Source organism: Paenibacillus cookii (genome assembly GCF_018333375.1).
GTDB classification, from domain to species: Bacteria; Bacillota; Bacilli; order Paenibacillales; family Paenibacillaceae; genus Paenibacillus_AQ; species Paenibacillus_AQ cookii.
Genome location: NZ_BORW01000009.1, coordinates 63,976 through 90,503, shown reverse-complemented (window position 1 = coordinate 90,503; position 26,528 = coordinate 63,976). Strand labels below are relative to the sequence as shown.

Below are 26,528 nucleotides of genomic sequence, written 5' to 3'. Positions count from 1 at the left end.
TACAACATGAACCATTCCAGGCCGAAACCTTTATTTTGGAGCGCTGCCGTCATTGCGTTGCTGCTGCTTGCCTATAGCCTGGCAGCCCCGCCTCCAAAGCATGCGGAAGCTCCGGCTTCAAGCGCCGACCCTGACCGCGAACAGCGTAACCACGTGATCCAAACGGCGGAAGCAGGCACCATCCGCAACGAATTAGGTTCCGTGATCTACGGCGCCGACGATCATTCGGTCCATATCGTGCTCGATTTGCACGCCGTCCATCATGACCAGGTAGGCATCACGTTTCACGGCCCCGACAATCATGGCGTGACGTTCGGCGATATGACTAGCAGCGTAAAAGTTGGGCATGTTGAATATGAGACGACTTTTGTGCCGGTCAACTATAAACTGGTCCTTTGGACGCAACTGCAGATCCGTATTCTCGGAGAAGGCCGGGATGGGTGGATCGAGATGACCGATAAAAAAAGCGGGAATGTCATTTTGAAAGAGAAGCTGACTTTTCGATATTGAACCTGAGGAAGGGTGCCGAATGAACCTGCAGCAAAAGAGTGTGAGTCTGACATCATGATCTCGTTTGTCCTGACGTTAAAGCGGCTGTTAAGCGGCCTGTTTCATGTTTTTCACCATAAAAGGTTCCGGGTTCTGTTCGTGGTGACCCTCTTCATGCTGTTGTCGGGGACGATTTTTTACACGCGCGAGGAAGGATTGCCGATTTTGGACGCGTTGTATTTTTGCATTGCGACCCTCAGCACGTCGGGACACCCAACCTTCGTTCCGCAAACCCCGTTCGGCAAAATTTTTACGATGCTGTACATCGTCGTCGGCACCGGCCTGTTCATGGGTCTTATGAGTTACATCGCCTACGGCGTCGTAAAAAGCAGCCAGCGGGAAGATGAGGAAGAGAGGATACAGCGAAACGGCGGCACAAAATCCACCGGCCGCGGAAAACGTCAAGGCGGCAGCGATGCGGAGGCGGATCCTGACCGGGGCTAGGATGCTTTTGTTGGATTCCTGCAAAAGATGCGCGTTCCGTCCCCATCCGACTTCGAAACCGGCTTGCTTCCAGCGCAGATCTGCTCGATCTCTTCCAAGGCATCCCGGCTTCTTATTCCCACGGAAAATCGATCGTCAAATAATCCGCGAATTTTTTGCTTTCCTCTCGGCGGTGTTTGCGCATCGCCGCTCTTTGGGGCGCCGTTTCGTGCAGCCGGATTTCTTCTTCCGTCTCGGGGATCACTTTCGGTACGGGGACGGGCTTTTTGTCTTCGCCGATCGCGACGAACGTCAAAAACGAGGTGGCCGCGATATGGCGTTTTCCCGTTCTCAGATTTTCCGTGATGACTTTGACGAACACCTCCATCGAGCTGCGGCCAGTCCAGGTCACGTACGACTCCAAGCAGACCGAATCCGTCATGTGGATGGGCAGCAAAAAGTCGACCGAATCGGTCGAAGCGGTCACGACCAGGTTCCGGCTGTGTTTGGAGGCCGAAATGGAAGCGATGTCGTCGATGTAAGCCATCAGCTTGCCGCCGAAAAGCGTGTCATGGTTGTTGACGTCCGTAGGAAACACGCGCGCGATTTTATAGCATCTCGATTCTTTGACATACCGTTGTTCCATACATATCCCTCATTCACTGAATTTTCGACACGGTCATAGTATCTTCCGGCAGTTGGATACACATGTATCGTATCGCCAAAACCATATCTACGTAAAATATATTATGTAAACTAAAATGTTTAACGACCCTTCTCCCGATGACGAATGTCAGAGGAACGTCACAAAAGGGAACGCAAACGGGACCGGCGTGCTGTGATATAATGTAGTCATCGAACATTGACGGAAGCAGGTGTCCTCATTTTGAAAAAGGCAGTCATCATCGGCGGAGGCATCACGGGATTGTCGGCCGCGTATTATTTGCAAAAAAAAGCCCGCGAAAGCGGACAAGACGTTAGCATTACGATCGTAGAAGCCAGCGAACGGTTAGGCGGCAAAATCAGGACCGTTCATGACGGGACGTTTACGATGGAAACGGGCGCCGATTCGATCGTAACGCGCAAATCCAATGCGGCCGAACTCATAGAGGAAGTAGGCTTGAAAGACGAAGTCGTCTATAACGCGACGGGGATTTCGTACATCTATACGGACGGAACGCTGAAACAAATTCCGAAGGACGCCGTGTTCGGCATTCCATTGAGCATCGAGTCGCTTGCGACGACCGGCCTGGTGTCGGCCGAAGGGAAAGTCGAGGCGTTAAAAGACTTTTATACGCCGAACGAAACCTTTACCAAGGACGATTCGGTAGGGGATTTCCTTGAAGCATTCCTCGGGAAAGAGCTGGTGGAAAAGCAGATCGCCCCGGTGCTGTCCGGCGTATATTCCGGCAAGCTGAGCGAACTCACCATCGCCTCCACATTGCCGTATTTAATCGATTATAAAAACGAATACGGAAGCATCATCAAAGGCTTAAACGCCAATAAAGCCAAGTTTCAAAGCGGAAGCGGGAAAAAGTTTCTCTCATTCCGCCAGGGCGTGTCCCAGTTGATCGACGCGTTGGAGCAGAAGCTGGGTCAGGCCGAAATCATCAAAGGCGTTGCAGCCGAAGCGGTGAACCCCCTCGCGGATGGCCGGTACGAAATAACCCTGATGGACGGACGGGCGCTTGAGGCGGACGTCGTATCGATCGCCACATTATCCGTCGCGGCCCAAAAGCTGCTGCGGAATGAACGGTTGGATGAGGAGTTCAACCAATTTAAGCATAGCTCGCTGATCAGCGTCTATATGGCTTTTGACGTACCCGACGAGGAACTCCCGGCTGACGGCACCGGCTTTATTACGGCGGGCAGCGAGGACGTCAAATGCAATGCGTGCACTTGGACGAGCCGAAAATGGGAGCACACGTCGGGAGACGGCCGTTTGCTGGTCCGACTCTTTTATAAGAGCATGAATCCGCATTACGATACGCTTGCGGCCATGACGGAAAACGAATTGCTGCAAATCGGCATGGAGGATATTCAGGCCAGCCTGGGAATCGCAAGCAAACCGCTGACCTATAACGTAACCAAATGGCATGAAGTCATGCCGAATTATCATATCACGCATCGTCAGATCGTCGAATCGCTGGAGGCGAAAATGACGGAGCTGTACCCGAACGTGGCGTTGGCCGGCTGCTCCTATTACGGGGTGGGGATTCCGGACTGCATCGCAAACGGGGAGGACACGGCGGCAAAAATGCTCGAATGGATCGCTGAATAGACAAACGAACAAGGCTCGGGATGGCATCCCGGGCCTTGTTTTTTGCGTTCTCCTGTTCCTCAAGGAATCATTGGAATGGGCAGGCGAATAAGGGATAATGGAATCAGGGTGATATACGTCCGGATTTTTTTCGAAAGATTTTAAGAAAAGTTGTCAGAAATCCTTTGCTTTTGAAGTCTATATCGTATGTCAACGTTTTGAGAGGGGATTTTCACTTGAGTCAATTGCGGGAAATAAGCGTGGAATGGGAAGAAATGGACGATGCGTCGCTGGTCAAAAAAGCGAAGGAAGGCAGCCGGGAAGCCTTCGGCGAGCTTGTTCGCAGGCACCGTTCCAAGGTTTACGGGTATGCCCGAAGCATGGTTCAGGAAGCGCATGCGGCCGAAGATATCGTACAGGACGCGTTGATCCGCGCGTTTTTGCATCTGGGCAAGCTGGTGGATGCCGAGCGTTTTTTGCCCTGGGTTCATCGGATTGTCCGCAACCAGGCGCTGACCCGGTTGAAAAAAGCCGGAAGAGGGCAGGAAACGACGTTTTCCGGCCTGGAGGCGGCGGTGTCCGGAGGCGAGGAAGAGCAGGAAATGTGGGGGAGTCTGGATTACGTCCTGAAGAGGGTCGCCCATGCCATGGAACGGGAGATGCAGCAGGATGGCGTTCCCGAGGCGCGGCTGATGCGGCTGGAAACCCAGCAGGTGTTGATGGATATCATCGCTTGCCTGAAACCAAAGGAGAGGCAAATTTTCGAATCGCATTTTTTCGACCAGCTTTCGCCTCAGGAAATCGCCCGCGAGTTCAGCCTGACTGCTGCCAACGTGTACCAAATCTTGTCCCGCTCCCGCAAAAAAGTGATTCAGGAACGAATCCGCGTAACCGTTGACGCCTATATTCAAACGCGAAAGGATTGGGGAACGATGGGAAAAACGGTGTTGGGTACGGAAAAATGGCAGGAGGGCGGGCATTCATGGTCGACGGCGGGCAATGTGCTTCATGCGCTGGCCAAAGCGGCGGGGCGGGATCACTCGTTGGCGGCGGTGATGGGGCTTACAGGGTTGGCCTTCCGGATTCAAGTGCTGCCGGGCGTGCATATTGCCGGACCGACGGCTTTCGATTTTGCCGAGGTGTTTCGGAGAGGGCTCCGGAACCTGGGGTTGACGGTCAGGATCGTGGACGGGATGAAGCCGGGGATCGGCGATAACGTCAATCTGCTCGGCGAAGCGGCGACAAGCCTGAAAACGATGCAGAAAAGGGACATCCACCAGGCGCTTCCCGAAGCGCTCGATTTGATCCATCATGCTGTGGACCGCGGATATCCGGTGCTGGCATGGGACCTGAGCATTCCGGAATTCGGCATGTTGTACGGTTACGACGACGAACACAAATTGCTGTATATGGATGAATGCTGCCGGAAGGATACGTTGTCCTATGAAAATTTGGGCAGGGGCGTGATGGAAGAGATATTCGTAATGGCTGTCGATTCGGCGTCGAACCTATCGTTTAAAGAGGGGCTGCGCGGGGCGCTGGAGATGATCCTTGAGCATTATGCCGGCAAGGAGCCGAACGTGCCTGCGGAAGCCGTCAAAGGGTTGGAGGCTTACGATGCGTGGATCGAAGCGTTCCGCAGCCAAGTCGTGGAAGCGAACGGCAACGGCTATAACGTCGCGGTCGTGGGAGATTGCCGGAAATATGCTGCCGGCTTTTTGGAGGAAGCTGCCCGCTTGTTGGAAAAGACGGAGGATGCCGGGGAAAATGTCCCGTTAAGATTAAACGAAGCCGCAGAAACCTATCGTCAGCTTGCGCAAACATTCGCGGAATTGCACGTCCTGTTTCCATATCCCGAAGGCGGCAATCCGAATGATCCGAAAGTGGCGCCGCAGGCGATCGCTTTGCTGGAAAGGGCTAAAAAGCTCGAAATTCGAGGCGCAGAACAATTGGAGAACCTGTCGAATGCTTTGAATTCATGACGAAAATCATTTATGACATGAAGCATAAGAGCCTTGTTCGTTTTCGAACAAGGCTCTTTCTCATGGACATCGCCCGGAATCTCGCGGCTTCATGCCATGCTTCATGCCATATAGTTTTTTAGGCTTTCTTGAAAGAGAGTTTTAACCATGTCCCGTAATTCGCCCGGATAAAGGACTTCCGCCTCCGGCCCATACCTCAATAACAACCGGGAAACATAAGGAAACTCTTCGCGGGGCACGTTACCGAGCCATTCTTGTCCGGACATCCCCCGGAACATGGGATCGGACATCGCCATGCGTGCGCCGAAGGAACTAAACTGGATTTTGGCCGGGACTCCTTCCCGCGGATCGGAAGAATCCAGCCATTGTTTGAGCGTAGGAAGGCCGGGGACGGCTTCCTCCAGAGGCGTCATGGCGATGACCCGGTCCGCACGGTATAAGAGGATTTTTTCGCGGCCGTATGCAGGCATGTACCAATAGCCGTGCTCGAAATATAAACCGACGGGGCAGACGTCAAAGCGTTTGCTGCCCGAAGCGGAGGCGTATTCCATGCGGACGCGCCGTTTCTCCATCGCGGCCTCCAAAATAAGCGAAGTAAAAGGCGACGCCGCCTGGGTGGGCGTCATCCGAAAGGCAACATAATCCTTTAACCGGTCGACCTGCTCCTGCACGTCCTGCGGAAGCTCCGCGTAATACTGCTCGGATAAATGCTTGCGGACCGACCCGAACGGGATGTCCGGCAGGTCTTCCAGCAGCTTCAGCATCAGGAACAGCCCGATCGCCTCGTCGCGGGACAGATGGAGCGGAGGGAGCAGCCGGTTCGGAAGCGCCCGGTATCCTCCGTGGGGACCGGTTTCGGTATACAACGGAAGGCCGATTTGCTGCAAATAATCAAGATCTCGCTGGATCGTCCGGACCGAAACGTGAAATCGCTCGGCAAGCTCGCGAGCGGTATACTTTTTCCGGGAATCGAGCAGTCTCATTAAGGCAACTCTGCGTTCGTTCATAATCGCATGGGCTCCTAACATCATCATCATATAAACATAACTGCGACATTTTATGTCATAAATCCATTGTAACATAAGATTTAGAAAGGAGCGATGAAGGATGAACGATGCGAATGGAAATCAAGTAGTGCTCTATATTGCAATGAGCCTTGACGGGTATATCGCGCTTCCCGACGGATCCGTGGACTGGCTGCATGACGTCAAAGGCGACGGAGGAGATAACGGGTATGCCGAATTTTACGACACGGTGGGCAGCGTTATCATGGGCAGACAGACGTATGACGAAGTGCTGACGCTTACGGAAGAATTTCCGTATGCAGGCAAACCTTGCTTCGTCGTCACCCGCACGCCGTCGGCGCATCAAAGCACGCCTCATGTCGAGTTCACCGGCGAACCGCTGTCCGACCTCGTACGACGGGCAAAAGAGCAATCGACCGGATCGGTCTGGCTGGCGGGAGGCGGCAAGCTGGTCCAAGCATTCATGCATGAGGGGCTGCTGGAGGAAGCCGTGATAGCCGTCATTCCGAAAGTGCTGGGCCGGGGCATTCCCCTGTTTCCCGAAGGAACCGTGCCGGGCATGTTCGAGCTAAGCCGTATGGAACGTCGCGGCGATATCGCCTTGCTTTACTACAGGATCCAATAAGCCGAGAGGCGGATTTTCGGACAGAGCGCTTTGGCCTGAAAGGGCCCGGGCGCTCTTTTCTATTGGTAGACCAATTCATCATTTTTGCGAGGCCCGTAACTGGGGGCTGTACCGACGAATATACTCCAATCAGAAACACTTTACATGCGGAGGGGGGATCAACCTGTCAAAACATCTCATCATTTATGACGTCGATTGGTGGATATTGGGCAAAACAGCCAAGATCATTCAGCAAAACCGTCCCGATCTTGACGTGATCTCCTGCGCGAAGCTGGAAGAACTCATACAGAACGTCGGCGCGGCAGAGGTCAACCGGCGGTATTCCCGGATCTGCGCTTTATGTTTGGGGATTGCTGCCTGGGCCATCTTCAAAAATATCCGGATCGATGCCTCCGCCGCCGTATCGTATTATTACTTTAGCCGCAATTACGACACTTTGCGCGAATGGAAGGATCCGATCGTGCCCGACCCCGATTTTCTCCGTTTGGTTCTTCCGCGGATTCCCGTCATCGGAGCCATGAACCGGAAACTGGCCGAGACGTTAAAAGGTTTGGCTCCCCATGCCCGCGTGGATTATATCGGACATTTCGTCGATACCGCCAAATTCGCGCCGGCGGCCGCCAATTTGGATCCATCGCTGCCGCTTACCATCGGATGGGCCGGAGACAAACGCAAAAGATCGAAAAATTACGAATCGCTTTATCTCCCCATTCGAAAATCGTTTGAGCATCACCCCAGAGTGCGCTTCGCGGAAACCTCCGGGGAATACGCATACGACGACATGCCCTTATTCTACCGATCCATCGACCTTTTGTTGATCACCTCGGCGAATGAAGGGGGCGGCGCGCCGGCATTGGAGGCTTATGCATGCGGCAAGCCGGTGTTGTCTACGAATGTCGGTTATATCAAGGAAGCTGCCCACCCGGATGCGCACCCGTTCATTTTGGACAGCGACGATCCGCAGGATTTTATACGCAGCATCCGCGAGTGGATGCACAAGAGAAGCGAGCTTGATGCGATCGGCCGGCGCTGCAGGGAAAAGATCGTGAGCGATTGGGGCGCCGACAAAGCCGTAGAACGCTGGATCAGCTTGCTGTTAACAGATGGGGGTTGAAACGATGGGAACTTCGAATTGGCAAAATATTTCGTATTGCGTGGAACTGATCCGCTTGGTGTCTCCAGCAAAGGTTCTTGACGTTGGGGTCGGCTTTGGACGGTGGGGAATGATCTGCCGGGAGTTTCTCGACGTATGGCAGGGAAAAGTGTTCCGCGAGCAGTGGACGACAAGAGTTGAAGGCATTGAAGTGTTTGAACGCAACATTGACGTTTATCATGCCTGTTTTTACGATCATATCTATCGTGCCGACGCTTACGAGCTGCTGGTGCAGCAAGAGGCTTTAAACGATTACGACCTGGTGATCCTGGGCGACGTGCTGGAGCATTTCGCCAAACCCGAGGCCAACCAGTTGCTGCGCGCATGTTGGGATATCAGCAGGTACGTGCTTCTGAACGTTCCGATCGGCAGCGATTGGCCGCAGGGCAGCGAATACGGCAATGTCTATGAAACGCATCGAAGCGAGTGGAGCGAGGACGAATTCAATGTCTATCCCGTAGCCGCCAAGCGGATGTTTAAGGATTATGTCGGGCGCGATTTTGCGACCGTATTGCTGCAAGGAAAAAGATGCCTCTCTTGAATATGAATACGGACCACGGAGGAGTTGACGTGTTATGGCAGGTTCGGTCGCTCAAGGCGGAACGCACGTGGTTTGCGAAGTGCCTGTCGAGCTGCTTTTTTCGGACATCGATGTAAAATCGTCAAACACGGAGCACCTCATTTCGTCATTTACGGATGCATGGTATGAACATCATCTTCGGCACAGCAACCTTTCGATCATGCGGTTCGAGCCGCACCGGGAGCTATTCCGATACTTTTTGGGACAATCCGCCTCCCCGAAGCCTTATTTGGAATGGTACCGAATGATACATGTTACCCGCGGCCTGGAACCGCCCATGAGCCCCGGCCAGCTGCTTCGGCAGCGCAAAAGGGAATTTGAGAACATGAAGAAAGGGTTGGCGGATAACAGCTCCTTTTTTTATGATCATCCGATCGAAGTCGTCTATCACCCGTCAGGATATTTCAACATGAAGGACGGTCATCATCGCGCGTCTTTTTTGTACTGCTGCGGCGTTCGAAGGGTGTTCGCGCGGATGAGCGCGGAGGACCATGCAACGTGGGTCAATGCCGAACAAGCGGCTGCCGTCAAACGCATCGTCAAGGCACAGCAGCGTCGGCTGATCTATACCCCGATCCTGAATCCGGCATTTTACGACTGGCGAAGCGAAAGGGACGAGAACTATCCCACGAGGCTGGATTATATGCTGCATTACCTGGGACCCGACCAACTGCGCGGAGCCCGGGTGCTGGATATCGGCTGCAACATCGGGTACCATGCCAGATGTTTGGCGAGGGAAGGGGCGATCGTGACCGGCATCGAACATGATCCCGTGCATTGCGAGCTGCTGAAGAAGCTGAACGACCTGGAGCAGACCCATTTCGACTGGATTCAGGCTTCCTTTGAGGACATCGAACCGGGACGTTTTGATATGGGCGTTCTGCTAACCGTTTTTTATCATGTGATGAAAAAGGAGGACCGCGGCAGCGCGTTTTTAGCCAAATTGAATGCTTCCGTTACGCGCCTGCTGTTTTGGGAGTCGGGAGACGAACCGGAATCCGAAAAAAGGATGATTCTTGAAAATACCGATTTCGCTTATTACGAGAAGCTTGCGAATACATTCGGAACAGGAAAACACAGGGAGCTGGGGGTGTTTTTAAAGTAACTCCCGCAACGAAGAGGAAAAGGAGGCGGAGCATGGAAGCAGGAGATATTTCCGTACTCATACCCTATCAATCGGATGGAGGGCCGCGCGATGAAGCGCTGCGTTTCGTAAGGTCGTTTTATAAGCGGGTGCTGCCCGAAGCGGAAATCTGCGTCGGCGAGCTTACGGGCGAAACGTTCAGCAGGTCCAAAGCCATCAACAAAGCTGCTTCGGCAGCAACCGGCTCCCGATGGATCATAGCGGACGGGGACTTGATCTACGATCCTGAGCTCATAAGGGGCGCGCTTCGCCAGTTAAGGGAGGACAACTGGATCATTCCGTTTACAAGCATTACGCGTTTGACGCTAAGCAACTCCCAGTCGGCTTATCGATCCGAAGCTGTTTGGCCGCTGCAGATTCCCGTCGAAACCAAACCGGACGATGCCCGTTATTTCGTCGGAGGCGTCAGCGTCGTGACCCGAACGGCTTTCGAGACGATCGGCGGATACGACGAGCGGTTTATCGGATGGGGCGGGGAGGATGAAGCTTTTGCCTATTCGATGGATACGATCATCGGAAAACATATCCGGCTCGAAGGCAATTTGCTGCATTTTTGGCATCCGTTCGTCGGTCCTTCAGGCAATCCGCATTACGGCCAAAACTATGCGCTGTTCCAGGAATACCGAAAGGCGCTGGGTCATCGAGCCGAAATGAGCCGGTTGATTCAAGGCAAACAAGAAGGGAGGACGACTGCATGAAACTTTCCCTCATCGTTCCGGTGTTGAACGAAGAAACGTTTATTCCCCTATATTTGGAAAGCGCGGCCGCTTATGCGGACGAAATCGTGATCGTGGACGGCGGAAGCACGGATCGGACCGTACCTCTCATCGAATCCTACCTTCCGCATTTGCCGATCCGTTTATTCACCATGCCGCAAACCGGAATGCCGTACACCGACGACTGGAACGAGTCCCAAGTCCGAAACTTCCTGATCGGCCAGGCGACCGGAGATTGGATCATGAACCTGGACGTCGACGAACTGATGGATGACCGGTTTCGCGACGTGTTGCCCGAGCTCATGAACCGGATGGACGTGGACATCTATCAGTTTCCGTTCGTCAATTTTTGGGGAAATCCGTGGACGCTCCGCGTCAATAGTCCCGGAGACGAGCGATGGTCCAACGACATCACGCGGATGTGGCGGGCGAACATCGGGATCCGTTACCGGGACGAAAAGCATCATTGCACGCTCGAGGGCGAGGGCGGACGGAGCATTTGGAGCCTTCCCCGGGATCGCGTGGACGTGAACATCTATCATTATCATTATGCGCTTGGGAAAAAAATCAAGTTTAACGATAACCGCCGCGGAGACGTCAACGTCCCCGACAACAAAGGGGAACCGGATTGGCATTTTGACCATGCGGAATACCGGATCGCCACCGTACCTTTCGAGGGAAGCCATCCGGAAGTCGTCCGGCGGTACATCGCCGCAAACCCGGAGCATCGTTAAAAAGAAAAGCTTTCGCCATGCCGGGCCAAAATGGCTCGGTAGACGAAAGCTTTTTTTTGCGGAGTCTTTGCTTTATTACGAGGGACAGTTCCTTTCATCCGGGATTACGGTTGAGGAGCCCTCCGCATTTGGGAGATGAGGAGCGGCACGTCTTCCGTTTCGAGCACCCTTGGGGTTTGCAGCTTTATTTTCAGATCGTCCAGCTGATGGGCATGGTACGAGAAGGTATCGACCACGCAGCGGTCGGAAGAAAAATAAGGGAGAACATCGGTTCCGCCGCAGTAGACCACGCTTTCGAGATCGGCATGGCTGAACAAATCCGGCCTGTTCGTTACATACAAGCGAGGTCCGGCTTTTCGGATGCCGACGACCTCATGGCCGAAATACGCCGACAAATACACGACGATGATGCAGTCATTCCGCTGCGACAGTTCTCGGACCATCTGCTGCCAGCGTGCCGGAGTTCTTGACCATTCGCGGCCGCCGAGAACCAACAGGCAGGGGCGACCGCCGAGTTTTCCCGCTACCCCTTCGGGCGTATCCGCTCCATAAAAAATATTTTCCGGCCGTTTCGGCTGCCGCCACGGTTTGTTCCATTTCCGTTCATAATAGGCTTTGTTGCTTCTCCACAAATCATCGTATTGTTCCTGCTTCAGTTTTTTGATCGTGGCGCTTCCGTGGTGGTACACAAATGCGTCTTCGACGATCAGAAGTTTGTACCCGGCCCGCCGGACCTGTTCGCAATAATCATCATCCTCGAACATCCCGATGCCGTATTTGCTGTCCAGCCCCCCAACTTCTTCAAACACGCTCCGCCGCATGGCCACGCAAAAAAAGCCCAACAAGTCGGTATACCGGCTCCGCCCTTTATAGAGTCCGTAAAACTCTTTTAACCAATGGGGATTGGCTCCTTCCACGGGATTGCCTACGAACAAATCCACCGCCTGGTCGTTGCCCACATGATTGGACATCGGCCCGGACATGCCGATTCCCGGGTGTTTCTCCAAAGGGCGGATCAGCCTGCGAATCCAGCTTCCGTCGGGCACGATCGTGTCGTTATTCAGCAGGATGATGTACTCCCCTGCAGCTTTGCGGCACCCGAGGGAGTTCCCCGCGGCGAAACCGAGATTCACGTCGGAGCGGATGATTTTGAAGCAGTCGGGATCCAGCTCCGCCAATCGTTGGGACGTTTCGTCCGTCGAACCGTTGTCGATGACGATCACTTCCAGATGGGGATAACGTCCGGGCTTCTGCAAGCTGAAGAGGCATTGACGCGTATAGGGCCAGTTGTTATGCGCCAGCATGACGATGCTCACCTTTGGAAACAGCCGTTTCAAAATGGTCCGGTGCAGTTCTTCATACCGTGTTTCCCAAGTATGGCTTGATGCAAAATTTTTTCTGGCCTCCATAAGCTGAGGGTTATTCTGCCGCAGGGAGCGTTCCACCGCTTGTTCGAAGGCTTCCGGGGTACGCGCGATGACGGTAAGCCCGGCGGCGACGGTTTCCAGCTCCGGCAAAGCCGTTGACACGACGGGCTTTCCTGCCGCCAAATACTCGTACAGCTTCACAGGGTTCGTTGCCTTGGTAAGCTCGTTTTGCAAAAACGGAATAATCGCCGCATCGAACCGATGAAGATACATCGGAAGCTCGTGATAGCGTTTTTCGCCCAAAAGAAGCACGTTCGGCAATTTCTCCAGCCCAGCCGTATCGCAGCCAAAGGTATGGCCGATCAGGGCAAAGGTCCACTCCGGTCTTCGTTCGGCCATCCGTTCCACGAGCTTGGCGTCGAACCAATCCGATATCGCTCCGTAGTAGCCGATCACAGGTCCTTGAATGGAAGCGAGCTCGGGTGCAACCGGAGCATGCGCTGCAAAATGGGCAGCATCTGCGGCGTTGCGGAGCAAAAGCGGGGAGGAATGGTATGATTTCATGCGGTCATGCAGCCGTTGGGATGAGGCCAACACAAGATCCGCTTTGCGGGCAAGCTGTTCCTCCAGCCGGATCATCGACGGGGCGTTCGTCGAAAAACCGTTATGTTCGTCCATGCAGTCATACAGCAGCTTGCTGTCTTCCATGGAGGAGACAAGCGGCGTCCAGAAAGGGAGGTCGACGATGGATACCAAATGTCCGATTTGGAACCGTTCCCGGATATACTCGATGGACCAATTCAAATACCGAATATCCGTTGCGCTCATCTGATCGGTATATAGGTTCAAGTTTCGGTTCGCGCATAACGTGACAAGCCAAACGTTCGGTTCGACGAGCTTCACCTTGACGTATCTTGCAACCTCATCGAATGCGGCATCTTCTTTTGGGAGAACGGACATCGTCGTGGTCGCATAAAAGACGCGATGACCGTGCCGCGCGAACTGGACCGACATCTGCTGGGGCCTTTGCCATCTGAAATCCCAATCGATTACCGGAAAACGGAACACGTCGTACATCCCCGCATGGCCTGCGGCAGTCTCGGTGGTTCTCGAATCGGCCGCGTGATTTGCCGTATGATCGCTGCTTGCAGCCAATGGGGCCGCCAGCGGGTCCGCGGATGCGCCCGTATCGTGCCGGAATGCCGGAATGACGGGAGGGTGCGGATCGATCCGTCTGATCGGCGCCTTTGTTTTGCGTTTGGCAGGTTTTGAAACCGTAGGGGATACGGATTTGATTTTAGGCTTCCGTGGCCTTGAATGTCGTCTCTTCAAAGCGGTGTTCTCCTCCCTAAACGATTGTCTATCTTCAAAATATGTACGGCGGCGGATATCCGCTTGGGTAAAAAACTATTGCAATCCTTAAATGTTCGATCAATTTCCGTCGTTCGCGCCACTGCTTTGACCGCCTTAGGCATATTCATTAACTTTAATCTCCACGGTAGCCGCCTGCATCATGAAAACATATTGTACTCATGACTAAACGAAGGAGGTAAAAGCTGTGGAGCTGCATCGAAAAAAATTCCATCACACGGATTGCGCGGCGGATGCGCATCGGCACAAGCCGGATGCCGGCAGCCGTAAAAAAAGCGCGCTGAAACATAAGCTGCATGGTCTGAAAAGATTCGTCGTCGTCAGCCTTGCCAGGCTGTCCAGGCAACTGAAACGGCTCCGGAACCGGGTAAACGGCCTTTCCGCCCAGGTATCCTCCCTTCAGGAACAGGTGGGTTCGCTGACTTCAAACCAGCCCGGCACGGTTCAATTTTTGGCTTCAAAACTCAACTCGAAGGTGACGATCGAGACGCCGGCGGGCACGTTATTCGGCACCCTGTTATTGATCGGCGAAGATTTCATCCAGCTGAGGGAGGCCGACGGCAGCATCGTGCTGCTTCCGCTGCGCAGCGTCCTCTCCGTACTTTGAGAAAAAGCTTGCTTGACAGGGAAGAGGGGGAATACGAATGAATTTTATTGAAGCCTTAAACGCGTTCATCGGAAGAAGGACCGAAATCGTTCAACCCGGACAGTTTCTTCAAGGTCAGCTGTCCGCCGCCGCGGGAGGTTTGATAACCGTTCAGCTGTCGAGTTCGAATTATATTCCGTCATCCCAGCAGGTTACCGCATTTATCAACAATGTTACTTACGTCCGCATCCTACCTTAATGATCGAGATCGGCGGGGCTGCTTAACGTTCGATCCGCCACCCATGAACTCCAACGCTCGTATAAAGACGCATGAATCCGGGAGACGCTGCTGCTTCGAATCCGGCGGTGATAGAGAGGGAGAGCGATGTAATGCAAAGTTTCCTTTAAGGACAGTCTTGCCAACAATTCCACGTCTTCGAACAATCTTCCGCCCCACGGGGCGGACGCGTTCCACCCTTGGTGTTTCTTCAAAAAGCTCGTGCGGTACATCCGGGGGGCGATCACCCATCCTTCCGCCAGAAGCTTGCCGGCCGAAAGGGCAGAAGGCGCCTGTTTGACTCCCCGGTACATCAGCTGGCCGTGCATACGCTGGATCCATTCATGATGGTCCGCGTACACGGCTGCTTCATGCCGCAAAGCTAAAGCCGTTTTTGCAAGGTGCAGCAGGCAGTCCGAGGATAGCCAATCATCGGCGTCGAGTTCCAAGAGCCATTTGCCTTTTGCCATCGTCAATGCTTGGTTCAGCGATTCCGCCTTCCCTTGATTGTTTGCGTTGGTCAAGCAGCGGATCTTTCCGTGACCTTTCAGTTTTTTTACATATTCGTCCGTTCCGTCGGTCGATCCGTCATCGACGATGATCAGCTCCCAGGCCGCATAGGACTGGGCAACGACGGAGCGCACGGCCCACGGGAGATAAGCGGCATCGTTATAGGTGCAGATCACAACCGAAATGACCGGGTCGGACAGGTTTTCGGAATGTTTCGGGCCGGGCGGTTCCAAAGGCTGCCGCAGCAGGGCGAAGACGTCATCGTAAGCGGCTTGGTGCAAGGGCGGCCCGGGGCGAACCGCTTTGGAAGGAACAAACGAGTCGGTTTCCAGAGCTTCCCACGTCCAAGCCGGGCGAAGCCGGAACAATCTTTCGATCCATAGATAGACACTGAAGGGGAGATGGCTGGATTCGGAAAATCCGCCATAAGCAGAAGGCGTGACGGCTGCGGTCCGCCATAAGATCCCGTGGGGGGCGTCGAAACCTTGCTTTGAGCCGGGGCGGGAACGGCCTTTGGGATGGAGTACGACCGCACCCGTTTCCGGATGCATGTCGGCAATCCGGCTCATAAGCTCCTCTTTGATTGCAGGGGTGAAAGTGTCGCCGCCGTATAAAGCAAGAAAAAACGGCTCCCTGCAAACCGCGAGGATCTCATTGAGCACTTTACCCGGATTCATTTCCGGCAAACGCTCCACCCGCGCTTCAGGGAGCGCCTCCTTAACGGATATTTCGGTTTGAATCATCTCCGTATAACTGCCTTTCGAAACGATAAAAACGATCATTTCCGCGTTATCCTTTCCGGTACAGCAATCCATTTTTCGCAAACGGCTATTACCATTCCAGTCTATGCAGCATCCGCCCAAGTGACACGGAAACCGACGGAAGCGGCCGTAAAAAAAGCAGCCCCCGAAAAATACATCGGGGGGGCTGCTATGATTCGCGGCCGAATGCCTGCAACGTTCGCGGCATTAAGAGCGTCCGCGGATTTCCTGGCGCAAAAACATCACGTAAGAAATGGCGAAGCAGACAAGCGTCAGCGCGATCAGGCCTGTGACCTGCGGCCATACGAGCAGCAGGCTTTGCCCGAAAGGAAGCGGGCTGTCGATCGCCCCGTAAGCCTGCTCGGTCGTCAGCGGCCCCAAATTTCGCACGGTAGGCATCAATAGCGTCGAGGTGGCTTCGTTGAACAAGGTATACGGGGAAATCCGGCTGAGTCCCAGCATCAGGTTGACATGATTCAACATATCGTCAACGGTCGAAGCTTGATTGTTCCGAACAAGCGCGGAGGACAACAGGTTGAGGATCATGTCGTAAAAGAAGCTGAAGAACAGCCATACCGCGATGCCGGCCAAGGCCGACGTTGCGGGCTGCCGAAAACGCACCGAAAACAGGATGGATAAATTCAGCCAAAAACCGATGTAAAATACCGTTACCACCAAAAACGCCAATATCCGCAGCAGCTCCTCGAAGGATGGGGGAAGTCCCACAATAAGGAGACCAAGCGATAAAACGAGCAAGCCCAGCGCCAAAAACATAAACCCGATGATAAACAAGGAGGCGGTGAATTTGGCGTTTAGCAAATCGTCGCGGTGGATGGGCTGCGCCATGATCCTGCTTAACGTTCCTTTGTTGCGTTCGCTGTTCACGGCGTCGAATCCGAGGCCGATGCCGAGCAGCGGACCGAGAAACCCGATGAATCCGATGAAGGAAGGCAGGGTGCCGTCCGAAATGGTAAACAGCTTCAAAATGACGAAATCGCTGTAACCGTCCTCCGATTTGATGGCGTCCTGCAGGCTGTTCAAAGCGGTATAGAGGGAGGCGACGCAGGTCAGGAAAATGATCGCCAGCAGCAAAATGAACCGCCAGCTTCGGACATGGTCGGCGATTTCCTTGCGAACGAGCACCCGAAACGCCGCCGGATTGGAGTTGGACTTGTCGAAGCGGTCGCGGTCCGACAAGGAGCCCGCAAATTTGCGAAGCCCGTCGGGCAGGCGCTCCGACACCGCATTCCGCCATTTATTTAGCCGCCTTTTTAGAACGCTTGCTTCCATGTTCCTCACCTCCCGCAAAATAACGTCGATAAATTTCATCCAGGCCGTATTGTTTTCGCTGCAGGTTGTATAACGAAACGCCCGACGAAACGATCATGCGGGCAATCGCGTCGCTGCAGTCCTCGCTGCATCCGATCTGGAGCAAAACGCGGCTGCTGGAGGGCAGGACTGCATCCGGATCTTCCGCTCCGGATTGTACGTCACGAACCTGCTCCAATTCGGCCAGTCGATCAAGCAGCTGCTGATCGGCCCGGTCCACTTCCGCGGTGATCACGATCGGCGTATCCGTCAACAGCTGCCGGGTCAACGCCTCCAGATTGCCTTCCGCCAGAAGTTTGCCTTTAACGAAAAGGCCGACCCGGTCGCAAATCTGCTGGACTTGGTGCAGCTGGTGAGAGGATAGGAGGACGGTTAACCCTTGCTCCCGGCTAAGCCCGTAAATCAGCGCCAGCAGCTCGTCGATCCCTTTCGGGTCGATCCCCAGCGTCGGTTCGTCCAGGATGATGATCTCCGGCTGCTTGATGAGGACGTCGGCGAGGCCGAGGCGCTGCCGCATCCCGCGCGAGTACGTGCCCGCTTTTTTATGGGCGGCATCCTTCAGCCCTACCTCGCCAAGGAGCCGCATCGCGCGCTCCCGGGCTTCTTTCTCGCCGATTCCGTTCAGCCTTGCGGTCAGCTGCAGATTCTCCAGGCCGGTCCAATCCTCGTAGAAGCCGACATCATCGGGCAGGTAGCCGACCCGCCGCTTCACTTCGATGGGCCGGCGGGTCGGGTTCATGCCGAGGACGTTGATCCTTCCGCCGTCCGGCTCGCTGAGACCGAGCAGCATCAATATCGTCGTGGATTTCCCGGCCCCGTTGGGGCCGAGAAGCCCGAAAATTTCACCGCGGCGGATTTGCAGGGACAAGCTGTCAACGGCCCGATGGCTGCCGTAGCTTTTGGACAATTGCTCGATGTCGATGACTGTTTCCGCCACCATTATCTCCTCCCATATTTACGAATGAGCACATAGATGCCGCCAAGAATGATGAGAATGATCAATACGCCGATCCATCCCCACAGGACGGAGCCTTTGACCGCGACCCGGAAGGTTGCCGTCGAGGAGGCCTCCGATGCCTGAGCCGTCATATCCGTGACGTAATCGCCCGCGATGGCTTTATCGCTGGACGTGAGCTTGGCTTCGACCGTCGTGGATTTGCCCGCAGCCAGCTTGTCGATCGTTTTCGGATTAAATGTCACCTCCCAGTTGGCCGGGGTGGAGGAGGTCAGGTTAATATCGGTCAAATCGGCAGTTCCGGTGTTTTTGACGACGAGCTCGATCGTTTTGCTTCCGCCTGCTTTTACGCTCGTGCTGAGCAATCCGCTCGGCGTCGTCAACTCCATGCTGTATTTGCCGGAAATGGCCGCTTCCAGCACAAGCTGGGCGTCCGTCGATTGGTTATGCGCCCGAATCGGGATTTTGAACGTTCCCTTCGTTACGTTTTCGGCCGGTTTGACGTTGACGGTGATCGCTTTGCTTGCGCCCGGATCGACTTCGACGGAAGATACCTGCTTGCCGTCCGCGCTAAACGTCACGTCCCATCCGGCCTCCGCCTGCGAAGTCAGCGCATAGGTCTGCTTTTCGGCCGTCCGGTTTTGCAAATTGACCGAATACGTAAATGTCGCGTCCGAATGCCCTTCCATGTTGGCCTGGTCCGTGGTCAGCTCCGTTTGGTAAGTGCCTTTTTCCGTAATTTGCACCGTCAGGGGCAAGGAAGCCAAAGTTCCCGCTTTGAGCGTAAAGCGATAGGTGCCTTTATCGATTTGCATCGGAACCGTAACGGCAAGGTTGATCGATTGCGACGAATTCGGCATGACCGAAATTTCGTTCAGATCCCAGCCGCCGCCGGTCATTTTGGCCGTCCAGTTTTGAGGCAGTCCTTCAATGGACAGCGGGACCGTGACGACGCTGCCGGTGTCGTTTTTCAGCTCGACGTTGTAATTGAGAGATTCGCCGGGCGGGACCGAAATGGACGTATACGTCGTATACAAGGTCAACCCTCCAGCCGCATGAGCGGGTATACCGCCGAGAAGTGGACCGATTCCAAGCGCCAAAACAAGAAAAATAAGGCCCGTCAGTTTGATGTTCCTAAGGAATCGTGTCATGAAGCATAACCCTCCTAATTGAAAATATTTTTTATTCACCCTAAGTACGAACCGAAAATCGGCATTGGATTTATCCGAACCTTAAAAAAAGATAAAAAATTGCTGAAAATGAGATAAAACTCTCGCAGAGAAAATTCCGTTTCCGTCCGCATCTGCTAAAATGTTGCTGAATAAACACCACGACCAGAGGCTTGAGACCAGGGGATAGTGACATAAGGGGGGATCATAAAAATGGAAGAACATCCTGCCGAGTGGCTCAAAGAAATTGCGCGAGGCTCGGCGTCAGCCTTTAACCGTTTCTATGATGCGTATGCTCCCATGGTTTTCCGGCTAGCGGAACACTGGCTGAAGGACGCGGCCGAAGCGGAGGATGTCTGCCAGGAAATTTTTATCGAAGTGATGCAAAGGGCCGATCAATACGATCCGGAACGGGGGAGCGTCGAAGCTTGGCTGGCGGTTCGGGTTCGGAGCAGGGCCATGGACCGGCTGCGCAAGAAACAGCGTATCGCCGCCATGGAACAAAGCGAAGCAAATCTGGCCGAGTCGGAGCGTGCGCTTTATCTCGAATCCGCCGAACTGGAAGCGTTCCGTCATCTGGACCGCGAACGGATCCGGCATGCCATGAGGGGCATACCGCCTTTGCAGCGCATGGCCCTCTACGGGAGCTATATCATGCAGCTCTCGCATCGTGAACTTGCCGACAGGATGCAGAAGCCGGTGGGGACCGTCAAATCCTTGATCCGGTACGGCATCCGGAATTTGCGCGGACAATTGCAGGAAAACCAGACCAAGCAGGCAGCAAACGGAGGTGAGGCGCATGCGTTCATGGAATCCGGAAAATGGGAGTGAGGAAAGGCTCGGTTCCTGCGTTGAACTGCCTGAGGAGAAGCTGGTCGATTACGTCATGAACCGTTTGGGGGAAACGGACCGGTTGCGGGTTGCGGGACATGTTGCGCAATGCGCCCGCTGCGCAGAAAAGCTGCGCGAATGGGAGCTGTTAATGCAGGTGCCCGAAATGCAGTCCCTCTGCCTTCCACGGCAGGATGCGGCAGTGATGGACGAAGGGATCGCCGTTTTGCAGGAACAACGGTCTGCCCGTCAGGTCCGCGAAACCTTGGAACCTCCCGCACGTTTAGGCAGAAGGCTGAAAGTCCGAGCTTCGCTGCGCTCTTTGCGAATCAAGGCTTGGCACAACCGTCGCTTTATTTTTCCGGGCGCTGCCGCGGCCGCGTTGGCCATATTCTTGTTTGTCGGACTGTTTACGTTCAAACACCAGGCAGACCCGTCCTCCGAATCGATCGAGCGGCAAGTATCCACCAAAATCGCGTTCATGCAATCCGCCGATTACGATAAATATTCCATTGCGCCGCTGCCGCCGCTTCACGGTCCGGGAGGCGTGTGGCTCAATCCGGACTCCGGAGAGCTGCTGATCGTCATGGACGGCCTGACTCCGTCCGAAGAGAAGGATTACCAGGTATGGCTTCAGCATGAGCAGCAGTCCTTCAGCGCGGGCATGATGCTGACCCGCAATCTCCAGGGGAAAGGGTATTATTACGGATTCGGCATCATGAACCCCGACCGGATCGTGATCAGTCTGGAGCCGAAAGGGGGAAGCTGGGTGCAAACCGGGCCGGAGGCCGTCAGAATCAATGTCAACAAACAGCCGTAACCAAAGGAAAAAGCCGCATTTCTGCGGCTTTTTTTGCATTCCTCGGCGGAATTAGCGGTTATCTATTTTTTCCGGGTACAGGTCATGGTTCATTAATCGCTGTTCGGCCATTTTTTCATATTTGGTGCCGGGTTTGCCGTAGTTGCAATAAGGATCGATTGAAATGCCTCCGCGCGGCGTAAATTTGCCCCACACTTCGATGTACCGCGGGTCCATCAGCTTGATCAGATCGTTCATGATGATGTTCATGCAGTCTTCATGGAAATCGCCATGGTTGCGGAAGCTGAACAGGTACAGCTTAAGCGATTTGCTCTCGACCATTTTCTGATCCGGAATGTAGCTGATATGCAGCGTCGCAAAATCCGGCTGGCCCGTAATCGGGCATAAACTCGTAAACTCGGGAAAATTGAATTTCACGAAATAATCGCGGTAAGCATGTTTATTGTCAAAGCTCTCCAGCACCTCGGGCGCGTACTTAAAAACGTATTTCGTCCCTTGGTTGCCAAGAAGCGTCAAATCTTTCATTTCTTCAGGTTGTCTGCCGGTCATTTCAGTTTCCTCCTTAGTCGGTCAGCGCGCTAGACGCCTCGTTTGTTGCCCCATACCAGCGTGTGAAGCTGCGGAAGGACCCTTACGTCGTTCAGGGTTTCCGACGCCGTCACTTTGTCGATAAGCCTTTCATACTGCAGCAGCAGATCGGCGGCATGGTTTTCCTTGTCCATTCGCGATATGTCCGCGTTCCCGACCTGCAAATACATCGGGGCGCCGGGATAACGGGCATGCACGGTTTGCGCGTACGCGAGGTCGCGGTCGTCGAAAATGACGACCTTCAAGCTGTACGCATAGGGAGCAGGGCGTTTGCGAAGCCGCTCCACGATGTCGTCCAGGCGCTCCCAATCGGTCGTCATCCCGGAGCTTGGCGGCTTCGGCGATATCGTGACTTCATCGATCTCCGCCAGCCAATCCTGCCATCTCGAGCCTTGGGTTTCTACGGCGATCCGGATGCCTTCGGATCGAAGCAGTTCCACGAGGGAAGAGAGCTGGGGAAGGAGAAGCGGGTTGCCGCCTGAAATCGTCACATGCGAGAAGCGGTTTCCTCCGATGCGTTTCAGCTCGTCCCATATTTCCGCGGCGTTCATCTTCCGGATGTCCTTCACGCCGCTTCCGTCCCAAGTAAATGCGGAGTCGCACCAAGCGCAGGAGTAGTCGCAGCCGGCGGTGCGCACGAACATCGTTTTTTGGCCGATGACCATCCCTTCCCCTTGGACCGTTGGACCGAATATCTCCAATACCGGAATGGGGGGAGGGGACTTCACGGTGCTGCGCGTTTCGCTCATGCTTCCACCCACTCTCTCCGGAATTCGGCGTAGCTGGTCGGCGTTTCGTATAATCTCACGAATTCCGTGCGGCCTTGCTCGATCAGATCGGCATACGGCTTATCGGCAAGCGCGGCTTCCATTTGCTCATACAGCCAAATCGCCATGTTTTCCGCGGTCGTGTTCATCGGAGGCAGCGTTTCATTGAGATAACGATGGTCGAGATAAGGTTCGATCCGCTGCTTCCATATTTCTTTGACCAGCCCAAAATCGGCAGCGATTCCGATCTCGTTCGGGTAGGCGCTGATCCCGAACACCGCTTTATAGGTATGGCCATGCAGATTTTTGCATTTCCCTTCGTAAGCGTGCAGGTGATGGGCGGCGTCAAAAGTGAATTCTTTGCTGACCATGACGCGGTAATGGCGGTATTTCAGTTCGCTTGGCTGAATGTCGGTTCCCAGCTGCTGCAGATTCTCGACGATCCGGAATTCGCCCGGCGTTCGGCCCATCATCGGGATGCCTCCAACGTCCGGCGCTCCAGATATTGTTCCAGGCCTTTGCGCCGCAGCTGGCATGAAGGGCATTCGCCGCAACCGTCGCCGATGACGCCGTTGTAGCAGGTCAGCGTCCGCTCGCGAACAAAATCGAATGCGCCGAGATCGTCCGCCATGGCCCACGTTTCGGCTTTATCCAGCCACATCAGCGGCGTGTGGATGACGAAATTGTAATCCATCGCCAAATTCAAGGTCACGTTCAGCGACTTGACGAAAGAGTCCCGGCAATCCGGATATCCGCTGAAATCCGTTTCGCAAACGCCGGTCACCAGATGTCTGGCGCCGGACACCTTGGCCAGCACGGCCGCAAAGCTGAGGAACAGATGATTTCGTCCTTCGACGAAGGTGCTCGGCAGCTCGCCGTCCTCCTGGGTAATTTCGATATCGCTGCGGGTAAGGGCGTTCGGGGCGAGCTGATTGAGCAGACTCATATCCAGAACGGTGTTTTTGACGCCGAGTTCTTTGGCGATCTCTTGCGCGCATTCGATCTCCAGGCGATGCCGCTGGCCGTAGTCGAACGTGACCGTTTCTACCTCCGCAAACTGCTTCATGGCCCAAAACAGGCAAGTGGTGCTGTCTTGGCCGCCGCTGAAGACGACGACCGCTTTTTCGTTTTTGAGCATAAAAAAACCTCTCCATCTTCAAAATTTGTCGTACAAGCGCGGATAAAACGCTTCTACCTTCGAAGAGAGAGGGTTCTTGAACTGACCGTAAAAAACAAGCCCAGACGGAAATAAACCCGACGGGCGACCTTAGTTTTTTATAGAGGGAGTTCGCGAACCTCTCCCGGGCGGTGTATTACCGCAGCCGGATTTTCTTCTGTTTTGTGCGCGATTGAATCGCACCAGTGTATTATAGCACAATCTATGGCTTTGTGGATACGTCCGCGTCATATCGATAGTCCTGATTGATCGGCATGAACCGCCGATAGAATTTTTCGCCTGCCGGCACGACTTCGGCAAAAGAAAGGAAACACCTTTAAGGTGCGCCGCGAACGGAGGACCGTAAAGGTGTTTCCTGAAAAGCCGGTTCGATCGGGATGCCCGATTAAGCGTGTTGAAGCACCAATTTATTGGCAACTTCCTTCACTTTGTTCAGGCCGGCTTCGATGATTTCGCTTGCTTTATCCGGCATCGCGTTGTGGCCTTCGATCACGACTTCGTCGAGAATGGTCATGCCGAATACGCCGCCGAAAACGTTGCGCATGTAGTTGACGGCCATTTCCATCGGCGCGGTTTCCGGCGTGGAATAAACGCCGCCGCGAGCGTTCAGGAAGATCGCTTTTTTGTCCGGCATCAACGAAATCATGTTGCCTTCCGCGTCATATTTAAAGGCGAAACCTGCAGCGTAGACATAATCGATGAATGTTTGCAATTTGGCAGGGATCGTCAGGTTCCACAGAGGGAATGCGAACACGACGACGTCAGCAGCCGTCAAAGCGTCCATCGCTTTTTGTTTGGCAGCCACGAGGCGTTGTTCGAGGTCGGTCAATGCTCCGCCGTTTTGCATTTTGCCGAAGGCATTGAACAGGTCTTGTCCAAAGTAAGGCGTATCTTCTTCATATACGTCGTATGTCGTTACATTCAGGTTCTCTGCGCCTTTGACGGCTTCCATGAATGTTTCGTACATTTTACTGGAAACGGCATCGGACGCCGGACGGTTGTTGGCTTTTACGACTAATACGTTCATGTTGTTTCTTCCTCCTAAAGTCGACACAAAGATGGGCTTGGTTCAGTACAATATCTTGTGTTCGTGATTTTTGATATCAAGCGAATTGATATAGTTGAATTGTAAGCAACTTTCAAAAATTCTGCAACCCCCAAAATATGATTTTTTGAAGACGCGAACCATAAAAGTTCAAAGAATATTCAATTTTGTAGGGGCGGTCGGCACGGTCTTGCACAAAAGGACCCGAAAACGACGCCTTATGCTTACGAATAAATCGTGATATAGTAGAGGAATGGTTTTGAATCTTTCGATCTATCACATATAAAAAGGATGTTGCCAACATGAAATACAAAATGATCGTTTTGGACCTGGACGATACGCTGCTCCGCGACGACCTGACCATTTCGCCCCGCACGAAAGAGGCGTTGATGGCCGCGCAGAAAGAAGGCGTAAAAGTGGTGCTGGCATCCGGGCGTCCGACTTTCGGGATGAAGCCGATCGCCAAGGAGCTTGAGCTGGAGAAGTTCGGGAGCTACATTTTATCGTTTAACGGCGCAAAAATTACCGATTGCCGGACGGAAGAAGAGATCTTCAGCAGCACATTGTCCGTAGAAACGGTACAAAGACTGTACCGGATCAGCCAAGAAGAAGGGCTGTCCATCTTGACTTACGGCAAGGATCATATCATCACGGAGCAAAGCAACGAATACGTCGAGATCGAATCCGGCCTGACCGGGATGCGCATTCAAGAATCGGCAAGCTTCGTCGAAACCGTTCAGGAGCCGGTCGTCAAAACGTTGATGGTCGGAGATCCCGACAAGGTGGCGGAAGCGGAGAAAAAATTGCAGCGGCAATTGGCCGGCGAACTCAGCGTCATGCGCTCGAAGCCGTTTTTCCTGGAATTCACCGAAGCGGGCGTCGATAAGGGGACGAGCCTGCATCAACTGATCGGCCGCCTGGGAATCAAGCAGGAGGAAGTGATCGCCATGGGCGACAGCTCGAACGATCTGCCGATGATCCGTTTTGCCGGCCTTGGGGTTGCCATGGGCAATGCCCGGGATGAGATCAAGGAAGCCGCCGATTACGTGACGGACTCCAACATGGACGACGGCGTGGCGAAGGTGATCGAAAAATTCGTATTTGCCTATCAAGAGGTTTAAAAACAAACAACCGGTGTTGGCCGAACGGCTAACCCGGTTGTTTTTCGTTAGGTTCAAGCGGTTTTCAAAGTGAACGTTGCGGCGGCGGCCGCGTCACTCCATTCGACCCGAAGCGAATATGTTCCGGATTTTAGATTTTTGAACGTTTTGGCGTCCGTATAAGCTTCTCCTTGCGCGAGATCGATGTAGTCCTTGATCGGAACCGCGCCTTTTTCCACGAGGGCGTCGTCTTTCCAAAGCGTATATTTTGCGCCGCCTACGATGTGCAAGCGACGTTCCGTTTGGTTGTGGAAGGTGTACGTCGCTTTGACGCTTGATCCTGCCGCTTCGATCTTGATCTTTCCTTCCAAACGGCCTGCGGCGATGCCATGGGAAGACGGTAACCCATTGGAGGACGGCATCTCCTGTTTGGGCGTCGAGGCGGCGGTAGGGAGGGCGGTTCCTTTTGAAATCTCATGGCAGCTTGCCAGCACGGCCGAAGCGATGATGATTGACAAAAGGAGCAGAGACGCGTTTTTCATGGTTTTTTCACCTCGCTTTACGCCTGCTTCTCTCTATCCGTAGACGTAGGGGAGGCTGATTTTGTTGCTGCGGGATCGTCATAGACGGGCAGTAAAAAAGCATGGGAACGGTCCGCCTTTCAACGAACCCGTATCCATGCTT

At 54.0% G+C, this 26,528-nt stretch carries 27 protein-coding genes, 1 pseudogene and 1 riboswitch; of the genes and pseudogenes, 15 read left to right on the top strand and 13 right to left on the bottom strand.

The window, feature by feature from the left end; genetic code table 11:
* Nucleotides 1-6: 6 nt before the first annotated feature.
* Entirely contained in the window at nucleotides 7-510 is a 504-nt protein-coding gene (locus KI367_RS11135; RefSeq protein ID WP_212949646.1) for a hypothetical protein, read from the top strand.
* A gap of 54 nt (nucleotides 511-564) precedes the next feature.
* The gene (locus KI367_RS11130; protein ID WP_212949644.1) at nucleotides 565-993 is read left to right on the top strand and encodes a potassium channel family protein; all 429 of its coding nucleotides are present in this window, start codon (nucleotides 565-567) and stop codon (nucleotides 991-993) included.
* A 112-nt stretch (nucleotides 994-1,105) separates the two neighbouring features.
* On the opposite strand, the gene KI367_RS11125 is transcribed toward KI367_RS11130, so the two are convergent.
* Nucleotides 1,106-1,618: an acyl-CoA thioesterase gene (locus KI367_RS11125; protein WP_036709771.1), complete on the bottom strand. Its 513-nt coding sequence runs from the start codon at nucleotides 1,616-1,618 to the stop codon at nucleotides 1,106-1,108.
* Between the two features lie 240 nt (nucleotides 1,619-1,858).
* Here KI367_RS11125 and KI367_RS11120 point away from each other — a divergent pair, with 240 nt between their 5' ends.
* Nucleotides 1,859-3,253 carry a protoporphyrinogen oxidase gene (locus tag KI367_RS11120; RefSeq protein ID WP_212949642.1) on the top strand — a complete coding sequence of 465 codons (1,395 nt, stop codon included), beginning with the start codon at nucleotides 1,859-1,861 and terminating at the stop codon, nucleotides 3,251-3,253.
* Between the two features lie 215 nt (nucleotides 3,254-3,468).
* A complete protein-coding gene (locus tag KI367_RS11115) occupies nucleotides 3,469-5,214 on the top strand; it encodes an RNA polymerase sigma factor (RefSeq protein WP_306433233.1) in 1,746 nt (581 codons plus the stop codon).
* 101 nt (nucleotides 5,215-5,315) lie between these two features.
* Here KI367_RS11115 and KI367_RS11110 read toward each other — a convergent pair whose 3' ends face one another.
* Nucleotides 5,316-6,221, bottom strand: a complete 906-nt coding sequence (locus tag KI367_RS11110; protein ID WP_212949640.1) for a helix-turn-helix transcriptional regulator — start codon at nucleotides 6,219-6,221, stop codon at nucleotides 5,316-5,318.
* A 100-nt stretch (nucleotides 6,222-6,321) separates the two neighbouring features.
* On the opposite strand from KI367_RS11110, the gene KI367_RS11105 reads away from it, so the two are divergent.
* From KI367_RS11105 to KI367_RS11080, 6 genes are all read left to right on the top strand, one after another.
* A complete protein-coding gene (locus KI367_RS11105) occupies nucleotides 6,322-6,864 on the top strand; it encodes a dihydrofolate reductase family protein (protein ID WP_212949639.1) in 543 nt (180 codons plus the stop codon).
* Nucleotides 6,865-7,069: 205 nt separating this feature from the next.
* On the top strand, nucleotides 7,070-7,978 hold the full coding sequence (locus KI367_RS11100; protein WP_246536842.1) for a glycosyltransferase family 4 protein: 909 nt from the start codon (nucleotides 7,070-7,072) through the stop codon (nucleotides 7,976-7,978).
* A gap of 4 nt (nucleotides 7,979-7,982) precedes the next feature.
* On the top strand, nucleotides 7,983-8,558 hold the full coding sequence (locus KI367_RS11095; RefSeq protein WP_212949637.1) for a class I SAM-dependent methyltransferase: 576 nt from the start codon (nucleotides 7,983-7,985) through the stop codon (nucleotides 8,556-8,558).
* 34 nt (nucleotides 8,559-8,592) lie between these two features.
* Nucleotides 8,593-9,702 carry a class I SAM-dependent methyltransferase gene (locus KI367_RS11090; RefSeq protein ID WP_212949635.1) on the top strand — a complete coding sequence of 370 codons (1,110 nt, stop codon included), beginning with the start codon at nucleotides 8,593-8,595 and terminating at the stop codon, nucleotides 9,700-9,702.
* A 32-nt stretch (nucleotides 9,703-9,734) separates the two neighbouring features.
* Entirely contained in the window at nucleotides 9,735-10,439 is a 705-nt protein-coding gene (locus KI367_RS11085; protein WP_212949633.1) for a galactosyltransferase-related protein, read from the top strand.
* Complete coding sequence (locus KI367_RS11080; RefSeq protein WP_036709758.1) at nucleotides 10,436-11,191, top strand: glycosyltransferase; 756 nt, start codon at nucleotides 10,436-10,438, stop codon at nucleotides 11,189-11,191. The genes KI367_RS11085 and KI367_RS11080 overlap by 4 nt, the downstream gene beginning before the upstream one ends.
* Before the next feature lie 104 nt (nucleotides 11,192-11,295).
* Here KI367_RS11080 and KI367_RS11075 read toward each other — a convergent pair whose 3' ends face one another.
* The gene (locus tag KI367_RS11075) at nucleotides 11,296-13,890 is read right to left on the bottom strand and encodes a glycosyltransferase (RefSeq protein ID WP_212949631.1); all 2,595 of its coding nucleotides are present in this window, start codon (nucleotides 13,888-13,890) and stop codon (nucleotides 11,296-11,298) included.
* Between the two features lie 226 nt (nucleotides 13,891-14,116).
* On the opposite strand from KI367_RS11075, the gene KI367_RS11070 reads away from it, so the two are divergent.
* Both KI367_RS11070 and KI367_RS11065 read left to right on the top strand, forming a co-directional pair.
* Entirely contained in the window at nucleotides 14,117-14,536 is a 420-nt protein-coding gene (locus KI367_RS11070; protein ID WP_212949630.1) for a hypothetical protein, read from the top strand.
* A 37-nt stretch (nucleotides 14,537-14,573) separates the two neighbouring features.
* A complete protein-coding gene (locus tag KI367_RS11065; RefSeq protein ID WP_036709754.1) occupies nucleotides 14,574-14,774 on the top strand; it encodes a hypothetical protein in 201 nt (66 codons plus the stop codon).
* Here the strand turns inward: KI367_RS11065 and KI367_RS11060 are convergent.
* The 4 genes and pseudogenes from KI367_RS11060 to KI367_RS11045 all read right to left on the bottom strand — a co-directional run bounded on the left by KI367_RS11060 (nucleotide 14,771) and on the right by KI367_RS11045 (nucleotide 19,498).
* Nucleotides 14,771-16,084 (bottom strand): glycosyltransferase family 2 protein, encoded by a 1,314-nt coding sequence (locus KI367_RS11060; RefSeq protein ID WP_212949628.1) that lies wholly within the window; start codon nucleotides 16,082-16,084, stop codon nucleotides 14,771-14,773. The genes KI367_RS11065 and KI367_RS11060 overlap by 4 nt on opposite strands.
* A gap of 186 nt (nucleotides 16,085-16,270) precedes the next feature.
* Entirely contained in the window at nucleotides 16,271-17,353 is a 1,083-nt protein-coding gene (locus KI367_RS11055) for an ABC transporter permease (protein WP_212949627.1), read from the bottom strand.
* Nucleotides 17,319-18,272 (bottom strand): annotated as a pseudogene (locus KI367_RS11050) (ABC transporter ATP-binding protein); the annotation flags it as partial. The pseudogene KI367_RS11050 and the gene KI367_RS11055, both read right to left, overlap by 35 nt.
* 59 nt (nucleotides 18,273-18,331) lie before the next feature.
* The gene (locus KI367_RS11045; RefSeq protein ID WP_212949624.1) at nucleotides 18,332-19,498 is read right to left on the bottom strand and encodes a COG1470 family protein; all 1,167 of its coding nucleotides are present in this window, start codon (nucleotides 19,496-19,498) and stop codon (nucleotides 18,332-18,334) included.
* Between the two features lie 231 nt (nucleotides 19,499-19,729).
* Here KI367_RS11045 and KI367_RS11040 point away from each other — a divergent pair, with 231 nt between their 5' ends.
* Both KI367_RS11040 and KI367_RS11035 read left to right on the top strand, forming a co-directional pair.
* On the top strand, nucleotides 19,730-20,347 hold the full coding sequence (locus tag KI367_RS11040) for an RNA polymerase sigma factor (RefSeq protein WP_036709745.1): 618 nt from the start codon (nucleotides 19,730-19,732) through the stop codon (nucleotides 20,345-20,347).
* Nucleotides 20,316-21,167, top strand: coding sequence for an anti-sigma factor domain-containing protein (locus tag KI367_RS11035; protein WP_212949622.1), 852 nt, complete (start codon nucleotides 20,316-20,318; stop codon nucleotides 21,165-21,167). The genes KI367_RS11040 and KI367_RS11035 overlap by 32 nt, the downstream gene beginning before the upstream one ends.
* A 51-nt stretch (nucleotides 21,168-21,218) precedes the next feature.
* Here the strand turns inward: KI367_RS11035 and queF are convergent, their stop codons facing one another.
* The 5 genes from queF to KI367_RS11010 form a co-directional block, all read right to left on the bottom strand.
* A complete protein-coding gene (gene queF / locus KI367_RS11030; RefSeq protein WP_212949620.1) occupies nucleotides 21,219-21,716 on the bottom strand; it encodes a preQ(1) synthase in 498 nt (165 codons plus the stop codon).
* Nucleotides 21,717-21,745: 29 nt separating this feature from the next.
* Nucleotides 21,746-22,504 carry a 7-carboxy-7-deazaguanine synthase QueE gene (queE, locus tag KI367_RS11025; protein ID WP_036709741.1) on the bottom strand — a complete coding sequence of 253 codons (759 nt, stop codon included), beginning with the start codon at nucleotides 22,502-22,504 and terminating at the stop codon, nucleotides 21,746-21,748.
* The gene (queD, locus tag KI367_RS11020) at nucleotides 22,501-22,992 is read right to left on the bottom strand and encodes a 6-carboxytetrahydropterin synthase QueD (RefSeq protein ID WP_212949728.1); all 492 of its coding nucleotides are present in this window, start codon (nucleotides 22,990-22,992) and stop codon (nucleotides 22,501-22,503) included. The genes queE and queD overlap by 4 nt, the downstream gene beginning before the upstream one ends.
* Nucleotides 22,992-23,660 (bottom strand): 7-cyano-7-deazaguanine synthase QueC, encoded by a 669-nt coding sequence (gene queC, locus KI367_RS11015; protein ID WP_212949618.1) that lies wholly within the window; start codon nucleotides 23,658-23,660, stop codon nucleotides 22,992-22,994. The genes queD and queC overlap by 1 nt, the downstream gene beginning before the upstream one ends.
* A gap of 128 nt (nucleotides 23,661-23,788) precedes the next feature.
* A riboswitch (PreQ1 riboswitch) is annotated at nucleotides 23,789-23,827 on the bottom strand.
* 257 nt (nucleotides 23,828-24,084) lie between these two features.
* Entirely contained in the window at nucleotides 24,085-24,726 is a 642-nt protein-coding gene (locus KI367_RS11010) for an FMN-dependent NADH-azoreductase (RefSeq protein ID WP_036709738.1), read from the bottom strand.
* A 320-nt stretch (nucleotides 24,727-25,046) separates the two neighbouring features.
* On the opposite strand from KI367_RS11010, the gene KI367_RS11005 reads away from it, so the two are divergent.
* The gene (locus tag KI367_RS11005) at nucleotides 25,047-25,865 is read left to right on the top strand and encodes a Cof-type HAD-IIB family hydrolase (protein ID WP_212949616.1); all 819 of its coding nucleotides are present in this window, start codon (nucleotides 25,047-25,049) and stop codon (nucleotides 25,863-25,865) included.
* A 53-nt stretch (nucleotides 25,866-25,918) separates the two neighbouring features.
* Here the strand turns inward: KI367_RS11005 and KI367_RS11000 are convergent, their stop codons facing one another.
* Entirely contained in the window at nucleotides 25,919-26,386 is a 468-nt protein-coding gene (locus tag KI367_RS11000; protein ID WP_212949614.1) for a hypothetical protein, read from the bottom strand.
* Nucleotides 26,387-26,528 lie beyond the last annotated feature (142 nt).